Annotated in this window: 19 protein-coding genes and 1 pseudogene; 6 read left to right on the top strand and 14 right to left on the bottom strand. The window is 61.2% G+C overall.

Going from position 1 to position 17,063, the window contains the following annotated elements:
- Positions 1 to 146: 146 nt before the first annotated feature.
- A pseudogene (locus tag DYL61_RS07995) lies at positions 147 to 332 on the top strand (AAA family ATPase); the annotation flags it as partial.
- A 227-nt stretch (positions 333 to 559) separates the two neighbouring features.
- On the opposite strand, the gene DYL61_RS07985 reads toward DYL61_RS07995, so the two are convergent.
- From DYL61_RS07985 to DYL61_RS07935, 11 genes are all read right to left on the bottom strand, one after another.
- On the bottom strand, positions 560 to 1,408 hold the full coding sequence (locus DYL61_RS07985; RefSeq protein ID WP_135307877.1) for a transporter substrate-binding domain-containing protein: 849 nt from the start codon (positions 1,406 to 1,408) through the stop codon (positions 560 to 562).
- Positions 1,405 to 2,181, bottom strand: coding sequence for an amino acid ABC transporter ATP-binding protein (locus DYL61_RS07980; RefSeq protein ID WP_135307876.1), 777 nt, complete (start codon positions 2,179 to 2,181; stop codon positions 1,405 to 1,407). Before DYL61_RS07980 ends, DYL61_RS07985 begins: the two co-directional genes overlap by 4 nt.
- A complete protein-coding gene (locus DYL61_RS07975) occupies positions 2,178 to 2,837 on the bottom strand; it encodes an amino acid ABC transporter permease (protein WP_135307875.1) in 660 nt (219 codons plus the stop codon). Before DYL61_RS07975 ends, DYL61_RS07980 begins: the two co-directional genes overlap by 4 nt.
- Positions 2,818 to 3,483, bottom strand: coding sequence for an amino acid ABC transporter permease (locus tag DYL61_RS07970; protein ID WP_003187615.1), 666 nt, complete (start codon positions 3,481 to 3,483; stop codon positions 2,818 to 2,820). Before DYL61_RS07970 ends, DYL61_RS07975 begins: the two co-directional genes overlap by 20 nt.
- 313 nt (positions 3,484 to 3,796) lie before the next feature.
- Complete coding sequence (locus DYL61_RS07965) at positions 3,797 to 4,579, bottom strand: MetQ/NlpA family ABC transporter substrate-binding protein (RefSeq protein WP_105698359.1); 783 nt, start codon at positions 4,577 to 4,579, stop codon at positions 3,797 to 3,799.
- A 127-nt stretch (positions 4,580 to 4,706) separates the two neighbouring features.
- Entirely contained in the window at positions 4,707 to 5,633 is a 927-nt protein-coding gene (locus tag DYL61_RS07960) for a sigma 54-interacting transcriptional regulator (RefSeq protein WP_135307874.1), read from the bottom strand.
- 49 nt (positions 5,634 to 5,682) lie between these two features.
- Positions 5,683 to 6,264 (bottom strand): alpha/beta hydrolase, encoded by a 582-nt coding sequence (locus tag DYL61_RS07955; RefSeq protein ID WP_135307873.1) that lies wholly within the window; start codon positions 6,262 to 6,264, stop codon positions 5,683 to 5,685.
- A 316-nt stretch (positions 6,265 to 6,580) separates the two neighbouring features.
- A complete protein-coding gene (locus DYL61_RS07950) occupies positions 6,581 to 6,982 on the bottom strand; it encodes an ExbD/TolR family protein (protein WP_105698355.1) in 402 nt (133 codons plus the stop codon).
- 1 nt (position 6,983) lies between these two features.
- Positions 6,984 to 7,706, bottom strand: a complete 723-nt coding sequence (locus tag DYL61_RS07945) for a MotA/TolQ/ExbB proton channel family protein (protein ID WP_105698363.1) — start codon at positions 7,704 to 7,706, stop codon at positions 6,984 to 6,986.
- A gap of 51 nt (positions 7,707 to 7,757) precedes the next feature.
- Positions 7,758 to 8,570, bottom strand: coding sequence for an energy transducer TonB (locus tag DYL61_RS07940; RefSeq protein WP_135307872.1), 813 nt, complete (start codon positions 8,568 to 8,570; stop codon positions 7,758 to 7,760).
- 236 nt (positions 8,571 to 8,806) lie between these two features.
- A complete protein-coding gene (locus tag DYL61_RS07935; RefSeq protein ID WP_135307871.1) occupies positions 8,807 to 9,661 on the bottom strand; it encodes a LysR family transcriptional regulator in 855 nt (284 codons plus the stop codon).
- A 105-nt stretch (positions 9,662 to 9,766) separates the two neighbouring features.
- Here DYL61_RS07935 and DYL61_RS07930 point away from each other — a divergent pair, with 105 nt between their 5' ends.
- From DYL61_RS07930 to DYL61_RS07920, 3 genes are all read left to right on the top strand, one after another.
- Positions 9,767 to 10,228: a nucleoside deaminase gene (locus DYL61_RS07930; RefSeq protein WP_135307870.1), complete on the top strand. Its 462-nt coding sequence runs from the start codon at positions 9,767 to 9,769 to the stop codon at positions 10,226 to 10,228.
- Positions 10,215 to 11,384: a CynX/NimT family MFS transporter gene (locus DYL61_RS07925; RefSeq protein ID WP_135307869.1), complete on the top strand. Its 1,170-nt coding sequence runs from the start codon at positions 10,215 to 10,217 to the stop codon at positions 11,382 to 11,384. The genes DYL61_RS07930 and DYL61_RS07925 overlap by 14 nt, the downstream gene beginning before the upstream one ends.
- A 98-nt stretch (positions 11,385 to 11,482) precedes the next feature.
- On the top strand, positions 11,483 to 12,418 hold the full coding sequence (locus tag DYL61_RS07920) for a LysR family transcriptional regulator (protein WP_135307868.1): 936 nt from the start codon (positions 11,483 to 11,485) through the stop codon (positions 12,416 to 12,418).
- Here DYL61_RS07920 and DYL61_RS07915 read toward each other — a convergent pair.
- Positions 12,309 to 13,403, bottom strand: coding sequence for a fatty acid desaturase (locus DYL61_RS07915; RefSeq protein ID WP_135307867.1), 1,095 nt, complete (start codon positions 13,401 to 13,403; stop codon positions 12,309 to 12,311). The two genes, DYL61_RS07920 and DYL61_RS07915, sit on opposite strands and share 110 nt — an antisense overlap.
- Positions 13,404 to 13,504: 101 nt before the next feature.
- On the opposite strand from DYL61_RS07915, the gene DYL61_RS07910 reads away from it, so the two are divergent.
- Positions 13,505 to 14,509, top strand: a complete 1,005-nt coding sequence (locus DYL61_RS07910) for an AraC family transcriptional regulator (protein WP_135307866.1) — start codon at positions 13,505 to 13,507, stop codon at positions 14,507 to 14,509.
- Between the two features lie 133 nt (positions 14,510 to 14,642).
- Here the strand turns inward: DYL61_RS07910 and DYL61_RS07905 are convergent, their stop codons facing one another.
- Positions 14,643 to 15,329, bottom strand: a complete 687-nt coding sequence (locus DYL61_RS07905) for a Crp/Fnr family transcriptional regulator (RefSeq protein WP_135307865.1) — start codon at positions 15,327 to 15,329, stop codon at positions 14,643 to 14,645.
- Positions 15,330 to 15,412: 83 nt separating this feature from the next.
- On the opposite strand from DYL61_RS07905, the gene DYL61_RS07900 reads away from it, so the two are divergent.
- Positions 15,413 to 15,940, top strand: coding sequence for an Mpo1 family 2-hydroxy fatty acid dioxygenase (locus DYL61_RS07900; RefSeq protein WP_135307864.1), 528 nt, complete (start codon positions 15,413 to 15,415; stop codon positions 15,938 to 15,940).
- A gap of 142 nt (positions 15,941 to 16,082) precedes the next feature.
- Here DYL61_RS07900 and DYL61_RS07895 read toward each other — a convergent pair whose 3' ends face one another.
- Complete coding sequence (locus tag DYL61_RS07895; RefSeq protein ID WP_135307863.1) at positions 16,083 to 17,063, bottom strand: sulfate/molybdate ABC transporter ATP-binding protein; 981 nt, start codon at positions 17,061 to 17,063, stop codon at positions 16,083 to 16,085.

The following is a 17,063-nucleotide window of genomic DNA, read 5'->3' as shown; positions in this document are numbered from 1 at the left end:
GGTTCCGCCTGTGCATGGTTTCTGTCTGTGGTGAGCGGGCTTGCCCCGCGCTGGGGGGGCGAAGCCGCCCCAAACGGTTATGACCCACTTGTAGGGCCGTTAGGGCCTCGCGCGGGGCAAGCCCGCTCACTACAGGTACTTGATTGATGCTCAAAACCCTTGCGGTGGCCAATTACCGCTCAATCAATAAATGGGTGGTGCCTCTGGACCGGCTCAACCTGGTCACCGGCCCCAATGGCAGCGGCAAGTCCAACCTGTACCGTGCCCTGCGGCTGCTGGCGGAAACCGCCCAGGGCGGGGTGATCAACGCGTTGGCCCGTGAGGGTGGTGTCCCATGCCAGCCGCTTGATTGCGGCGTTGCAGCAGGATGAGGGGTGTAATTCGATTGTGTTGGAGAAGGTGCTGGGGGAGACGCGGATTGTGGGGCAGGGGGTTTTGGATGCGCCGGCGTGGCATTGGCCTGAATAGGCGGTGACTGGGAGGGCCTCATCGGGGGCAAGCCCCCTCCCACATTGGAATGCGTTCCTCTGTGGGAGGGGGCTTGCCCCCGATAGCGATATCAGCCCTGCCACTTACCGCCTTCAACAATCACACTCTCAGGCTTGGTGTCATCGCTCAGCTCTTTACGCACATATTGGTCATACAGCTTGAGCAGGAATTTCTCCTCACCCAACTTGGCCAATTCGGCATTCACCCAGTCACGCAACTCGGTATTGCCCTTCTTCACCGCCGGCGCAATCGGCGCTTCATCACCGAGTTTTTCTTCCAGCACGCGATAGCCAGGGTTCTGCTTGGCCCAGCTGAACAGCACCAGGTTGTCTTGGGCGTAGGCATCACCACGGCCAGCCGACAAGGCTTGCAGCGACTCGGAGTTTTTCTCGAACTTGAGCAGTTTCCAGTCCGGGTGGTTTTTGGTCAGCCAGATATCGGCGGTGGTGCCGGTGGTGACGATAGTGGTGCGGCTGGCCAGGTCATCCAGGCTTTTCACCGCGCTGTCGTTCGGCACCAGAGCCTGCACCGCGACTTTCAGGTTGGGGTTGGTGAAGTCCACCGCTTCCTTGCGTTCCGGGGTCACGGTCATGTTGGCGAGAATCAGGTCGACCTTGTCGCTTTGCAGAAACGGAATACGGCTGGCCGGCTCGACGGCGACGAATTCGACTTTGTTTTCATCGCCCAGCAGGTCCTTGGCGAATTGGCGGCCGATGTCGGTATCGAAGCCGACGTAACGGCCCGCTTCGTTCACAAAGCCGAACGGCGGTTTGTCGGTGAATACGCCGACGATCAGCTTGTCGCGGGCCTTGATCTTATCGATGTAACTGACAGCGGCAGGTTTTACAGGCTCTTCGGCCTTTTTATCGCAGCCGGCGAGCAAGGCGACGGCAAACAGTGGCAGCAGTAACTTTTTCATAGCAACTCCAGTTCCTTGGTTTTCTTGGGCAGTGTTGAAACAAAGGAGAACTTCTCCAGGAACTGCTGCGCGCGTGCGGTTTGCGGGTTCGTAAAGAATGCCTCGGGGGTGTTGTGTTCGAGGATGCGACCAGCCTCCATAAACACCACGCGGTCGGCGACGGCGCGGGCAAAGGCCATTTCGTGGGTGACGATCAGCAGGGTCATGCCATCGCGGGCCAGGTCCTGGATCACTTCCAGCACTTCCTTGACCATTTCCGGGTCGAGGGCGGCGGTGACCTCATCAAACAGCATGACCTGGGGATTCATGCACAACGAACGCACGATGGCGATGCGCTGTTGCTGCCCGCCGGAGAGCTGGCGCGGGAAGGCGTCGCGTTTGTCGGCAAGTCCCACGCGCTCCAGCAGTTTTTCGGCCTGCTCACGGGCTTCGCGGGGGTCGCGTTTTTGCACTTTCAGCGGGCCGAGCAGGATGTTGTCGAGCACGCTCATATGGGGGAACAGGTGATAACTCTGGAACACCATGCCGATGTCCTGGCGCACTTGGCGCCAGTCGGTTTTCTTGTCCAAAAGCTCATTACCGGCAAAGCGCAGGCTGCCGCTGTGGGCCACTTCCAACCCGTTCAAGCAGCGCAGCAAGGTGCTTTTGCCGCAGCCGCTGGGGCCGAGGATCACCACCACTTCGCCGCTGTGCACGCTCAGGTCGATGCCCTTGAGCACCTGCTGTTCACCGAAGAATTTATTGAAACCCTGGAACTCGATCAATGCGCTCATGCTTGGGCCCAGCGCCGTTCCAGCACCTTGGAGGCGGCCGACAACGGGTAGCAGATAAAGAAGAAAAACAGGAACAGCACGCCGTAGATCAATACGGACTCATAGGTGCGCTCGATGATTTGCTGGCCGACCTTGATCACGTCCACCACGCCGATCAGCACCGCCAGGGAGCTGGTCTTGATGATGCGCGTGTAGACGTTGATGGTCGGCGGCGTCGTGCGCTTAAGGGCCTGGGGCAACAGCACGTAGCCGTACAGTTGCGGGTCCGACAGGCCAATCGACAAGCCCGCCTCACGCTGGCCACGGGGCAACGAGTGCAAGGCGCCGCGCACCACTTCGCCGACTTCACTGGCGCCCCACAACGACAGCACCAGCACCGCACACCAGAAGCTTGGAATGCTCAAGCCAAAGAAGATCGGCAGGCCAAAAAACAGCAGGTACAGCCACACCAGTACCGGGATCGCCCGGAACAGCTCCAGGTACACCCGCAACACCGCGTTGATCACCTTGTTGTTCAAGGTGCGCAACACGCCATACAACACGCCGCCGACGGTGCTGAAGGCGATGCTCAAGAAGGAAATCGACAGGGTTTGCGCAGCGCCCTTGCCCAGTTGCGGCAACGACACCCACAGCAACTCAAGAACCGAACTGGCCATGCTGGAGCCTCCTTTCCAGGCGGCTGAGCAGCAGCGACAGCGGCAAGAACAGCAACACGCAAATCAGCGTCAGCACGGCGAGCATTTCGTAGGTCTTGTAGTAGAGGGCGATGTAGCTCTTGGTGGTGTAGAGAATCTCTGGCACCGCCACGGCGGAGACCACGGTGGTCTCCTTGAGCAGGAAGATGAAATTGGCGAACAGCGCCGGCAGGCTGAGGATGCCAGCCTGTGGCAGGATCACATGGCGCAACAACTGCCAGTCGGACAGGCCGATGGATTTACCCGACTCGATCTGCGCCAGCGGCACCGCTTCCACACCGGCACGCAGCACTTCGGTGAGGTAGGCGCCGCCGAGGAAAGTCATGGTGATGATCGCCGCCCAGAACCCGGAGATATTGAAACCCAGGGCCGGTAGCGCGAAGTACACGAAAAACAGTTGGATCAGCAGCGGCGTGTTACGCGCCAGCTCCACGTACAACGCCACCAGGCGCGACAGGTAAGGCGTGCGGAATACCAGCAACGCGGCGTTGATCAGGGCGACCAGCAGGGAGGTGGCAATGGCAATCAGGCCCACTTGCAGCGTCACGCCCACGGCCTTTAGAAACGCCGGCAGGGTGCTGAGGATAAAAGCGAAATCAAAGGTCATCGGGAATCCAGGGAACGCCGGGTAGCGGCAACTTTAAAGGTATAAAAAATATTATTTAAATACCTAAATAGCATATTGATATCACCCAAAAACCTATCTGACTCAACACTGTTCAAAATGTGGGAGGGGGCTTGCCCCCGATGAGGGAGTGTCAGCCAACTAATCAGTGACTGATACACCGCCATCGGGGGCAAGTCGAATCGTCGCACCGCCCCTCCCACATTTGGAATGCAGTACAAATTTCGGGCAATAAAAAACGCCGACGCTATGCAAGCCGTCGGCGTTGAAACCTTGAAGGGGGTTTTGAGTTACATCAGAACGCTGGCACGACCGCGCCGCTGTACTTCTTCTCGATGAAGGCTTTGACTTCAGGGCTGGTCAGGGCCTTGGACAGTTTCTGGATCGCGTCGCTGTCCTTGTTGTCCGGGCGAGCCACCAGGAAGTTCACGTACGGCGAGTCGGCGCTTTCCAGGATCAGCGCGTCTTTCGCTGGGTTCAGGCCGGCTTCCAGGGCGTAGTTGGTGTTGATCAGGTCCAGGTCAACCTGGTCCAGTACGCGTGGCAGCAGGGCCGATTCCAGCTCTTTGAATTTCAGGTGTTTCGGGTTGCTGGCGATGTCTTTCGGGGTGGCCAGGGCGTTGGTTGGATCTTTCAGGGTGATCACACCGGCTTTTTGCAGCAGCAACAGGGCGCGGCCGCTGTTGGAACCTTCGTTCGGGATGGCCACGGTGGCGCCATCTTTCAGGTCTTCAATTTTCTTGATCTTTTTCGAGTAGCCGCCAAACGGTTCAACGTGTACGCCGACCACGGTCACCAGGTTGGTGCCCTTGCCCTTGTTGAAGTTTTCCAGGTACGGCAGGGTCTGGAAGTAGTTGGCGTCCAGGCGCTTTTCGGCCACTTGTACGTTGGGTTGTACGTAGTCGGTGAAGACCTTGATTTCCAGGTCCACGCCTTCTTTGGCCAGGGTTGGCTTGACCAGTTCGAGGATCTCCGCGTGCGGGATCGGGGTGGCGGCAACCACCAGCTTCTCGTTGGCCTGGGCGAAGCTTGCGGTCAGGGCAGCCGCCAGTGCGGTAAACAACAGAACCTTTTTCATGCAGTGTCCTTATCGGAATTCCGGGGGCGTCTGTGACGACCGTTTTTATAGAGTGTGCCAGCGAAGTGCTATCGCGGCGTGGGTGTGACGATACCTAGATTTTTTATTCCCGAACAATATCTTTTATTCACGTTGATATTCCATTTTGTTCATGTAGGAACTTACGCAAGGTTTCTTGCTCGGCCGGGCTGGCGCTGTTGAAGATCCGCTGCACCTGCTCCAGCGGCGAACCGGCCACCGGCAGGTTCAAATGCTCAGGCAAAATCTCGTCGCCACTGCTCACCAGCAAGGCAAAGTGAATAACGTTTTCCAACTCGCGGGTATTGCCCGGCCAACTGTGATGCTCCAGCACTTGCTGCGCCGCGTCGCTGATCAATGGCACCGGCAAGTCCAGGCGCTGACTGTAGATGCCGAGGAAATATTCGGCCAGGGACAAAATATCGCCGACCCGCTCGCGCAACGCAGGCAACTCCAGCTGACCTTCACTCAGGTAATGGAACAGACGCTCATGGAACTTGCCCGCCGCCACGGCCTGGGCCAGGTCGATGCTGGTGGCGGCGACCAGGCGCACATCCACCGGGCTTGGCTGATGGGCACCGACGCGGGTGACTTCGTGGTTCTCCAGCGCGGAGAGCAGCTTGACCTGGATCGGCAGCGGCAAATCGCCGATCTCATCCAGGTACAAGGTGCCGCCATTGGCCGAACCGAACCACCCTGCCCGGCTGCTGGCCGCGCCACTGTGGCTGCCGGCGGCATAGCCGAACAGCTCGGCGTCGGCGTAAGTCGGGCTGATCGCACCGCAATTGACCGACACAAACAAGCCGCCGCGATCACTGCCACGGTGAATGTGTCGCGCCAACAGTTCCTTACCGCTACCGGTCTCGCCGCGAATCAACACCGGCAAGGCGCGGGGGGCGAGGCTTTCGAGGTCTTCGCGCAATTGCCGCGAGCGTGGGTCGACAAATACCAGCGCCTTGGCGCGGATGCTCAGCGGGCTTTTATCGGCGTCGGGGAAGGTCAGCAGCGGCTGGCCGTAGGTTTCATGCAGACTCATGGCAGGCTCCCGCCCCGGATCCACTCAGGGACGGGGCGTTGAAAAATGTTCAGGCAGTGCGTCGGGCGTGGTGCTCAAGACGGGTTTGCAGGCGATAGAGGTAAGAAAAACCCTGCTCCCAGCGCTGGTGGCCGGACTTCACATTGATATGGCCGGCGCCAGACAAAATGCCGGCTTCGGCACCCCAGTTGCGCGCCAGCTCCAGGGCTCGCGGGGCGCTGACAGCGGCGTCGTTGTCGGAGCTGACCACTTGGCTGGGGAACGGCAACAGGGTGGTGGGAATTGGCGCGAAATTACGCAAGGCAGGCGAGCAAGCCGGGCGTTCGACATCGGCCGGGGCCACCAGCAAGGCGCCGCGCACCTGGCGCAAAAAATGTACGGGCGCGGTGGCGGCCCAGTGAGCCACGGTGATGCAACCCAGGCTATGGGCGATCAGGATCACCGGCGTGCTGTCGGCCGCAATGGCTTCGGCCAACGCTGCCACCCAGTCTTCGCGACGCGGCGTCAGCCAATCGGCCTGCTCCACGCGAGCGCTGTTGGGCAGGCTGTTCTGCCAATGGGTTTGCCAATGATCTTCTGGCGATCCTTGCCAGCCCGGCACGATCAGGTAACGAATCGACTCGCTGTGCATGGGTGTGCCCTCCTGCAGCGTTTAACGTTGCTGGACAGTATAGGGACGAGGGTTATATTCGTTAAGGAATAAGAAGCTATTTATTAATAACCAAAATCTCAACCCTAATGAAGATCAAAATGTGGGAGGGGGCTTGCCCCCGATAGCAGTGGGTCAGCCAATACATCTGTGACTGATACACCGCCATCGGGGGCAAGCCCCCTCCCACATTGCCCTCATTTCATATTGAACGCCCTGATGTGGCTGGAATCGCACGCAAAAAAAGGCCGCACCCTGCCAAGGAGACGGCCAAAAATTTTGTCGAGGCTTTTGCAACTTAACGGGCGGTAATCACCGACAACTTGGTAATCCCCGCGCGCTCGATAGACGCCATGGCTCGCGCCACTTCGCCGTAGTTCACTCCATCGTCAGCCTGCAATTGCACCCGAACCTCCGGGTCCTTGGCTTTCGCCGACTGCAGGTTGAATTCCAGCAAATCCGGCTGGATTTCGTCCTTGTTGATAAACACTTTGCCCGCGCCGTCGATGCTCACCACCAGCGGGTCTTTCTGCTCCACCGGGGCCACGGATTCGGTCTTGGGCAGGTTGATCGGGATCGCGTTGGTCAGCAGCGGCGCGGTGACGATAAACACCACCAGCAATACCAGCATCACGTCTACCAGGGGCGTGACGTTGATCTCGCTCAGCACCTCATCGCTGTCTTGCGTGGAGAAGGCCATCTCAGGACGCCTCCTTCACTTTTTGCGGGTTGCCGGCAGCGGTTTTGTTCAGTGCCGGGTGCAGCAGCACGCGGAACGAATTTTTCTGCGCCAGGCTGTAGAAGTCGTGGGCGAAGTCGTCGAGGTCGGCGGCGGTCAACTTGAGGCGGCGCAGGAAGTAGTTGTAGACCAGCACCGCAGGCACCGCGACGGCGATACCGACACCAGTGGCAACCAGGGCGGCACCAATCGGGCCGGCCACGGTTTCGAGGCTGGCGGAGCCGGCGGCGCTGATGCCTTTAAGCGCTTCCATGATGCCCCACACGGTGCCGAACAGGCCGATGAACGGCGATGTGCTGCCGATACTGGCGACCACGGCCAGGCCGGTTTCCAGGGAGCGGCGCTCACGCACGATTTGCTGACGCAGGGCGCGCTCGAGGCGGTCCTGATGGTTGATCGCCTGGCTCAGGTCGGCAGCGTGCGGGGTTTCGCCCACCTGGATCGCGGCGTAACCGGCCTGGGCCACGCGGGCAGCGGCGCCGGGTTGGGTCTCGGCGAGTTCGGCGGCAGAGTCGAGACTCGACGCCGCCCAGAACTGTTTGTGGAATTTGCGATCCTGCGCCTTGAGGCGACCAAACTGCACGCCCTTGAGCAGGGCCAGGCCCCAGGTGGCGACCGAAAAGACCACCAGCAGCCAGATCACCGCGCTTTCGATGGATTCAAGTGGAGATGCTAATGCCATGATGTGTTCCCTCTGTGCAGGTCGCGGCGTGTGCAACACACCGCAGCCGAATAGTTAGTGAATCTTGAAATCGATCGGTACGCTGACCCAGCCGTCCTGGGCGACATCGCCCTGCTTGGCCGGTACGAAGCTCCAGCGCTTCACGGCGGCGAGTGCGGCGTCGTCGAGTTGCTGGCGACCGCTGCTCTTCTGGACCTGGATCTCACCCGGCTTGCCGCTGGCCAGTACGTGCACCCTGAGCAACACCGTGCCTTCCCAACCCCGGCGCTGGGCCAGTGAGGGGTATTCGGGCGCCGGGTTCTTCAAGTACGCGGCGTTGGCCGAAGCGGGTGTTACCGGGGCCGGAGCCGGTGGAGCGGGTGGCGCAGGCGGTGCCGGTGTCGGTGGCGCAGGCGGTTGCTCGACCGGTTTGGGCGCGGGCTGAGGCTTGGGCACCGGCTTTGGCACGGGCTTGGGTTTGGGAATCGGTTTTTTCGGCGCCGGTTTGGCGGCCAATTCATCCACCACCGGCGGCGGTGGCTCGACCACAGGCGGCGGTGGTGGTGGCGGCACGGGCGGTGGCGGCTCAACCACGGGCGGTGCCGGTTGGGAGAATTCGATGGTCATCGGCGGAATTTCCGGCGGCACAATCGGCAACACCGGGGTTGGCTTCTGGGCCACCCAATAGATCACCGCACCGTGCAGGGCCAACACCAGCAAGCCGAGAAAAATCCCTTCGCGACGGCTAGAGAAACGCTTGGGGGTCTTCTGCGTTCGCAGTTGCCCCAACGGCGCGCGGTGCGGCCGGCCAAGGTCGACCAACTCACCACTCGGTGCGTGACGCCATTGCGCCTCTTGTGCACTGGCGGCGGTCTGGACATTGCCCATTGATTCACTCCCTACGGTTTTGAAACAAAAAAACCGACAGGCCTGCGTGGAAGGCCGTCGAGGGCTGAATCATCGGGGCCAGACGCTTATCTCTTAAAGTAATCTTTCCAGTTATGCATAGATCAAAATTGAATAAATGAAACATCCAGAAACGTCAAAGCCACGATTTACGCGGGCTCCAGGCAAGGTGTTATTTTTCGATGCTTTTCATGCATAAAAAATATTCAGCAAAGGCATCACTCAACAGGACTGTTTGCGCATAAATCGAACAACTCGCTCTGCAAGCACTGCCCCGCCGCCCCTAAACCACTGCGGGCATACAGCGCCAGGCGTACGCCTTGCACCGCCGGCAAACCACTGTCCGCGCCCAATACCCTGTGCGCGGCCTGTACCACGCGCAGCGGCAACAGGCTGATGCCCAACCCCGCCGCCACTGCCGAGCACACGCTGGCCAGGCTGGCGCTGGAATACCCGATGCGCCAGCGCCAGCCGCCCACTTCCAGGTGTTGCAGCATTTCATTGCGGTACAAACCGCCCACTGGAAACGCCACCAACGGCAGCGGATCGCGCCCCAGACACGGCGTGCTGCGGCTGTCGACCCAGCACAGCGGCTCGGGCCATGAGGCGATACAGTCGTCGCTGTCGCCCATCTGCTTGACTAGCAACACATCGAACTCCCCCGCGCGGTATTGGCGCTGCAACTCAGGGCCGAGGCCGCTGGTGACTTCCAGGCGCACCCGTGGATACGCCAGCACAAACGCCGACAGCAGCGGCATCAAGCGTTCGGACGCAAAGTCTTCCGGCACGCCGAGGCGCAACACGCCGTCGCTTTGCTGGTTGATCAACACGTCGGCGGCCTCTTCATGCAGCGCGAGGATGCGCCGTGCGTAGGCCAGCAGACGCTCACCCTCGGCGGTGGCGACCACGCGACGTTGGTCACGGTCCAGCAGTTGACACGCCACTGCGTCTTCCAGGCGGCGGATCTGCTGGCTCACGGTGGATTGGGTCAGGTGCAGCCGCTCGGCGGCGCGGGTGAAGTTGCCGCAGTCCACCACGGCGACAAAGCTGCGTAACAACACGGGATCGAACATGGCGCTCACCATTCCATTTGCCACTGGTTAACATGGTTATATTTAATTTCAGAATACCTTGGCGGCTACGCATACTTCATCCCTCATCGTGCCCCGGAGGTTTGCATGACCGACGATCAACAGCATCTGCAACGCGCCGTCGCCCTGGCCCACACCAATGTCGCCCAAGGCGGGCGCCCGTTCGGCGCGGTGCTGACGCGCCACGGTGAGGTGCTGGTGGAGGCGGTGAACGAGATCCACCTGAGCCAAGACCCCACTGCCCACGCCGAACTGCTGGCGATTCGCGCCGCGAGCCGGCAACTCGGCGCACGCCTGGACGGTTGCGTGATCTACGCCAGCGGCCAACCTTGCCCGATGTGCCTGAGCGCCATGTACCTGTGCGGTGTGGAGCGGGTGGTGTTCGCGGCCAGCAACGCAATGGCCGAACCCTTCGGCCTGTCGACGGCGGCCATCGGCCAACAGGTCGGCCTGCCCCTCAGCGAACAACGCCTGCCGATCCAGCATCTGCCCGATGCCGCCATGACGGCCTTGTACGGCCAATGGAAAGCCCAGCATGACCCTCAATAAATCCCTCGCCGGTTGGGGCCTGCTGGTGGTGCTCGGCCTGAACCTGCGGCCGATCCTCGGTTCCATCAGCCCGTTGCTCGGCGAAATCCGCCAGGCCACCGGCTTGAGTTTCCAAAGCAGCGCCTTGCTCACCAGCCTGCCGGTGGTGTGCATGGGGCTTGTCGCTTTAGTGGGCGTTCGCGTCGAAGCGCAACTGGGCGAACGACGCGGTATCGCCCTGGGCCTGATGATGATTTTGCTGGCGTGCCTGGCCCGCTGGCTGATGGGCCAGGGCTCGACGTTGTTGGTGACGGCTTTGCTCGGCGGTGCCGGTGTGGCGCTGATCCAGGCCCTGGTGCCGGCGATGATCAAGCGCGAATTCCATCACCGTGTGCCGGTGGCGATGGGCGTGTATTCGGCATCGTTGATGGCCGGCGGCGGGCTTGCAGCGCTATTCAGCCCGCTGGTGGCCACGCATTTCCAGCAATGGCAGGCGGGGTTGGGCGTGTGGTTGTTGCCCGCACTGGGGGCGTTACTGTTGTGGGCCTGGTTGCCGTTGGGCGCCGCCAAAAGTGCAAAAGAGATTCCCGCGTTCAAGGGCCTGCGCAACCGCCGTGCGTGGCTGCTGGCACTGTACTTCGGCCTGGTGAACTGCGGCTATATGAGCATGGTGGCGTGGCTGCCGGCCTACTATCAGCAACTGGGCTGGGGCGTGTTGCCCAGCGGATCGCTGCTGGCGTTCATGACCATCTTCCAAGTGATTGCTGCGCTGTTGATGCCGGTACTGGCGCAACGCGGCATCGACCGTCGCCCGCTGCTCGCCATCAGCTTATTGGCGCAGACCGTGGGTTACCTCGGCCTGATCATCGCGCCGCAGCAATTCCCGCACCTGTGGGTGGCGTTGTGCGGCTTCGGGTTGGGCGCCTGTTTTGCCCTGAGCCTGCTGCTGACCCTCGACCATCACCGCGACCCGCGCCAAGCCGGTCAACTGGCGGCGTTCGTGCAAGGCGTAGGCTTTTTGATCAACGCGATTTCGCCCTGGATGACCGGCTGGCTGCGTCAACTCACCGGCAACTTCGTCAGCGCCTGGGTAGTGCTGACGGTGACAGTAGTGGCGATGCTGCTGGTGACGCGGGTGTTCAGCCCGGCTACCTATCGCACCGCGCCTGCTCTATAGATATGCATTTAAGATCTAGATAAAACAAACAAGCTTCATTGACGGAATAAGCAGACCCCTTAAAATTCCGGCTTCCCTTCTTGGACGCCGGGCGCCCCATGGATCTCCGTCAACTGCGCTATTTCATTGCTCTGAACGAGCACCGCAGTTTCGTGCGCGCCGCCGACGCCATGGGCATTACTCAACCGGCGTTCAGCCGCAGTATCCAAAGCCTGGAGCAGGAGTTCGGCTGCGTGCTGGTGGACCGCGCTCACAAGGAGCTGCGCCCCACCCCCGAAGGCCAGGTGGTGCTGCAACACGCCCTGAGCCTGGTGCAAGGCGCAGCGCTGCTGAGCCATGAAGTCACGCGCATGACCAAGCTCGACGCCGGTGAAGTGCGCCTGGGCAGCGATGCCGTGGCGGCGGTGAGCCTGGTGCCCCAGGCCCTGTCGCGGTTTGTCACCACCTACCCCAAGGTGCGCACGGTGTTGCAGGTGGATAACTGGGAACGGCTTGGACGCAGCCTGAGCCGCGAAGAGATCGAATTCTTTATCGCCGATGTGCGTCACTTCGAGGCTGACCCGAACTTCCAGACCCAACCCCTGACGCCCCGGCGCACGGTGTTTTTCTGCCGCGCCGGGCACCCGTTGCTGGCCAAGGACAGCCTGTCGACCAACGACCTGTTCGGCTACCCGTTGGCCACGCCGCTGATCGCGCCGGGCATTCGCAAGCTGCTGGCCAACCTCAGTGGGCGCATCGACTTCGCGCCCGCTATCGAACTTGAACAGTTCACTGCGCTGGCGAGCATCGTGCGCCAGTCCGACGCCATTGGCCTGGGCGCCGAAGAGGCGTTCGTCGATGAATTCGCCAGCGGCACCTTGCGGGTGCTGCACTGGCGCAACCTGCCCCACAACCTCGACAGTCTGAACGCCCGCTGCGGCGTGATCAGCCGCGCTGGGGTGCGTTTGTCGCCTGCGGCGAAGGCGCTGATCGAAACCCTGCAGGCGGTGGAAAGCCAAGCCGGTTGGCCCGCGCAAACGTCCCGAAATCATTGAAGCGCACGCCCATCTCGGCCATTACCTTATGCGCCACCTTGGCGGTCATCTGGCGGATATAGAACGGCTCCTTCACCACAAAATGATGGATGCCATGGGTGCTGCCGAAGTTGAAGCAAAACGCTTGCAACGGCCACATCCACCAAGGTTTCAGCACCTGGGTTTGCTGGATCACATTGCCCAGTTCCACATCGCCGTAGTAGTGCATGTTGGAACTGACAAAGTGCAGGCAAAAGGTGCGCAGCACGTTGGGGCCGATGATCACCACGACGGCGATGTCGATCACCTGCATCATCTGCAACGTGCCAGCTGACCACTCGATGGGCGCGCCCAACAAACCCGCGATGCCATTGGCCGCGTGAAAGCCGAGGAACACATACCACGCGCCCCAGTGCAGCAGCGCCAACGGTGCGTACACCAGCAGCGAGCGCTTGAGGATGCTGAGTTTGTGCTTCCAGGTCTTGGCCCGCAGGATGCGGATAAACGCCGACATCACGTTGTCACCCACCATCAGCAACCGCGCAAAGCCCCAGGGTTCACCGTTGGTGATGGCGCGCTCTTCCATATCGGTTTCAGTGCCGGACACCTTGTGGTGGTTGAGGTGCAGATGGCGGCGCACCCACGGGTTGATGGTGCTGGGCCGCGCCAGCCACACCAGGCCCATCATCAGGTTGTGGGGCAGGCGTTGCTTGCGAAAGTACATGCTGTGGATCAGGTCGTGTTCCAGTTCGTGGGTCAGCGACGCAAGAAACGCGTTGAGCAACAGGCACGCCCACCACGCCAGATGGCCGCTGATATAGAGCGCGGCCGAGCCGATCATGCCCGTCAGCGCAAAGGCGAGGATGCCCGCCCCCAGCGCGTCCTGATGCAACAGCCAAGGGTGTTGCTGGCGCAAGCGCACGCCTTCGGCCAGCACCACTTCACGGATATGCGCCGAACGCTGTTGCGCGTTCATCTGCTGGGGACTTGCAGAAGTACCGTCCATGCTTCCATCCTCTTGTTTATTGATCTGTCCATCCTGCCCCAAGCGATCTGGCAGGACGCAAGCCCCGGACGCCAACCTGTTGACCGCAAGCGCCAATCGTCATGACCGAACCCACCTCCCTCGCCAGCTGGACCCGCGCCCTGCGCAAGCAGCTCGACGCCCTGGGCCTCGACAGCGCCGCATTGTGTGCGCAAGCCGGGCTCGACCCGCAGCACATGGACGATCCCAATGCGCGCTACCCGCTGTCGGCCACCACGCGTTTGTGGGAACTGGCGGTGCAGGCCAGCGGCGATCCGGCGATTGGCTTGCGGGTGTCGCGGTTTGTCAGCCCCACCACGTTTCATGCGCTGGGGTATGCGCTGGTGGCCAGCGGCAGCCTGCGCGAAGTATTCGAACGCATCGTGCGCTATCACCAGGTGGTCAGCGACGCCCTGACGCTGGAACTGAGTGGCGACGGTGAACGCTACCGCTTTCGCCTGCTGCAACTGCCCGGCAGCCCGGCGCCGGCGCTTGAAGCCATCGATGCATTTGCCGCGATCTATGTGCGCACCTGCCGCAATCGCCTGGGCCGTGACTACGCGCCGCTGGCGGTGTACCTGCGCCGGCCGGAGCCGGCGGACCCCACGCCGTGGCACACGGTGTTTCGTGCGCCGGTGTTTTTCGGCGCCGAGGAAGACCGCCTGGAGTTCGCCGCTCATGATTTTGACAGCCACTTGGACGACGCCAATCCGGAGCTGGCCGAGCACAACGAAACCGTGCTCAAACGCACCCTGGCCCAACTGCAACCGCTGACCTGGGAGCGCAAGGTACGCCGGGTGATCGAAGCGCAATTGCCCGATGGCGAACCGAGTGCCGAACGCGTCGCTCAAGCGCTGCACTTGAGCTTGCGTAGCTTGCAGCGGCATCTGGCGGACGAGGGGTGTCGGTTCGATGCGTTGCTCAATGAGTGCCGTGAGAATTTGGCGTTGCTGCATTTGCGCGATCCGCAGTGTTCGCTGGCGGAGATCAGTCACTTGCTGGGGTTTGCGGATACCAGCAGCTTTAACCGGGCGTTCAAGCGCTGGACGGGGATGACGCCGGGGCAGTTTCGGGAGGGGTTGCGGTAGGTGATTTTGAGGGCCTCATCGGGGGCAAGCCCCCTCCCACATTGGACTGTGTTCACACATTTCTATTTGTGAATACATTCAAGTGTGGGAGGGGGCTTGCCCCCGATGAGGCCGGCCCAGACACAACCTGACTTCAGGTATGCGCCGCCTCCCGCAACCGCTGCAACTCAAGCACTTCAATCTCCCCATACCCCAACCGCACAATGCCCTGGGCCTGCAGATCCTTGAGCAGCGCATTGGTCGTCTGGCGCGACAAACTCAACATGGCGGCCAGGTCTTCCTGGGGCAGTTGCACGGTACGCCGTGACGTCTCGCTATCGCCGTAGCCCTCGACAATCATCAGCAAACGACTCGCCAGGCGCACTGAGCCCGGCATCAGGCTCAGTTGTTCCAGGCCGATAAAACTCAAGCGCAATTTCTGGCTCATCAGCAGGGCCAGGTCACGCCAATACTGCGGGTGTTCATCAAGGATGTTCAGCAGCGGCTGCTGTGGCACCTGCAGTAACGTGCACGGCCCGACAGCGCAGGCGTCATGGGTGCGCGGCAAGCCGTCGAACAGGCAGATTTCACCGAACCAGAAAGGCGGCTCCACCAGGCTCAGCACCGCTTCCTTGCCGTGTTCGTTCACCGCACTGATCCGCAGGCTGCCCTCAAGCACGGCGTACAAACCGCAAGGCGGGTCACCGCGTTTGAACAGGTATTGCCCCGTCGTCAGTTGCCGCAGCCGGGCCTGGGCCAGCAAGCTATCCTGAAAGGCAGCGGGCAAGTGGCTGAACCAGTGCCCAGTGGCCAGCCGCGCGCGCCATTTCTCTGTGTCCATGGGAACTCCGAAGATTGTCGCCCAGCTGACAGTCAGGCAACGGCCGACAGGGCATGATCAAACATCCTACAGGAGGAATAACAATGAAAAGCCTCGTCGACCACCTCAGTCAATACGCCGCCTACCACCGTGACCCGCGCAATATCGCCAGCCACTTTATCGGTATCCCGCTGATCGTCGTCGCAGTGGCGGTGCTGCTGTCACGCCCGGAATGGACAGTGGCCGGGTTGTGGATTTCACCCGCCGTGCTGCTTGCGCTGTTTTCCGCCTGGTTCTACCTGCGCCTGGAACTGGCGCTGGGTGTGCTGATGACGGTGTTGATGGGCTTGTCCGTGTGGGCGGGCCACGTGTTGGCGGCGCAAAGCACCACGGTGTGGCTCGCCAGCGGCATCGGCATGTTTGTGGTGGGCTGGGTGATTCAATTTGTCGGCCATTACTACGAGGGCCGCAAACCCGCCTTTGTGGACGACGTGTCGGGGTTGATCGTGGGGCCGTTGTTTGTGGTGGCGGAGCTGGCGTTTCTGCTGGGCTTGCGCCATGACCTCAAGCAACAGATTGAAGAACGGTCGGGGCCGGTGGCACGCCGCGATCTAAAGCCTGGTCAAGTCTAAATGTGAGAGGGGCGGTGCGACGATTCGACTTGCCCCCGATGGCAGTGGGTCAGTCAAGAATATCTAACCTGACACACCGCTATCGGGGGCAAGCCCCCTCCCACATTGGCCCGCATTTCACATTGAGTGATGTGGTGGGTTCTTAGGCTTTTTGCCAGACCTTGGGTTTGAAGAACAAGGTCTCGCCACGGGCCAAACCAGTGAGGCTGTCGTGGTCTTTCACCACTTCGGCCTCGATCAGCTCGCTCTGGCCTTCCACCTTCAACGTCACACGGGTGGTCGCGCCAAGTGGGCGAATATCACGCACTTCGGCGGCGTGGTGGTCTTCCAGTTCATGACGCGACAGCGACACTTCGTGAGGGCGGAACAACACGTGGTGGTCTTCACCCAGGTGCAGGCGGTTGGAGTCGCCCAGGAAGTGGTAGACGAAATCGCTGGCCGGGTTTTCGTAGACTTCACCCGGTGAACCGATCTGCTCGATCACGCCCTTGTTCATCACCACGATACGGTCGGCCACTTCCATGGCTTCTTCCTGGTCGTGGGTCACGAACACCGAGGTCAGGTTGATGTCTTCGTGCAGGCGTGCCAGCCAGCGGCGCAGTTCTTTACGCACCTTGGCGTCGAGGGCGCCGAAGGGTTCGTCCAGCAGCAGCACTTTGGGTTCGACCGCCAGGGCGCGGGCCAGGGCGATACGCTGGCGCTGACCGCCGGAGAGTTGTTCCGGGTAGCGGTCGGACAGCCAATCGAGCTGCACCATGTTCAGCAGTTCGTGGACTTTGCTGGCGATCTGGCTCTCGCTCGGGCGTTGGTTCTTCGGCTTCATGCGCAGGCCGAAGGCAACGTTGTCGAACACGGTCATATGGCGGAACAGCGCATAGTGCTGGAACACAAAGCCGACGTTGCGATCACGCACATCGTGGCCGGAGACGTCTTCACCGTGGAACACGATGTTGCCGTCATCCGGGGTTTCCAGGCCGGCAATGATGCGCAGCAAGGTGGTCTTGCCGCAGCCGGACGGGCCAAGCAACGCCACCAGCTCGCCACTCTGGATATCCAGATTGATGCTGTTCAGGGCCTTGAAGGCGTTGAAGTTCTTGCTGACATTACGGACTTCGATCGACAT

This window comes from Pseudomonas nabeulensis (assembly GCF_004682045.1).
In the GTDB taxonomy this organism is placed as follows: Bacteria; Pseudomonadota; Gammaproteobacteria; order Pseudomonadales; family Pseudomonadaceae; genus Aquipseudomonas; species Aquipseudomonas nabeulensis.
The sequence above is the reverse complement of the archived record's forward strand: the minus strand, read 5'-3'. Positions and strand labels throughout refer to the sequence as shown.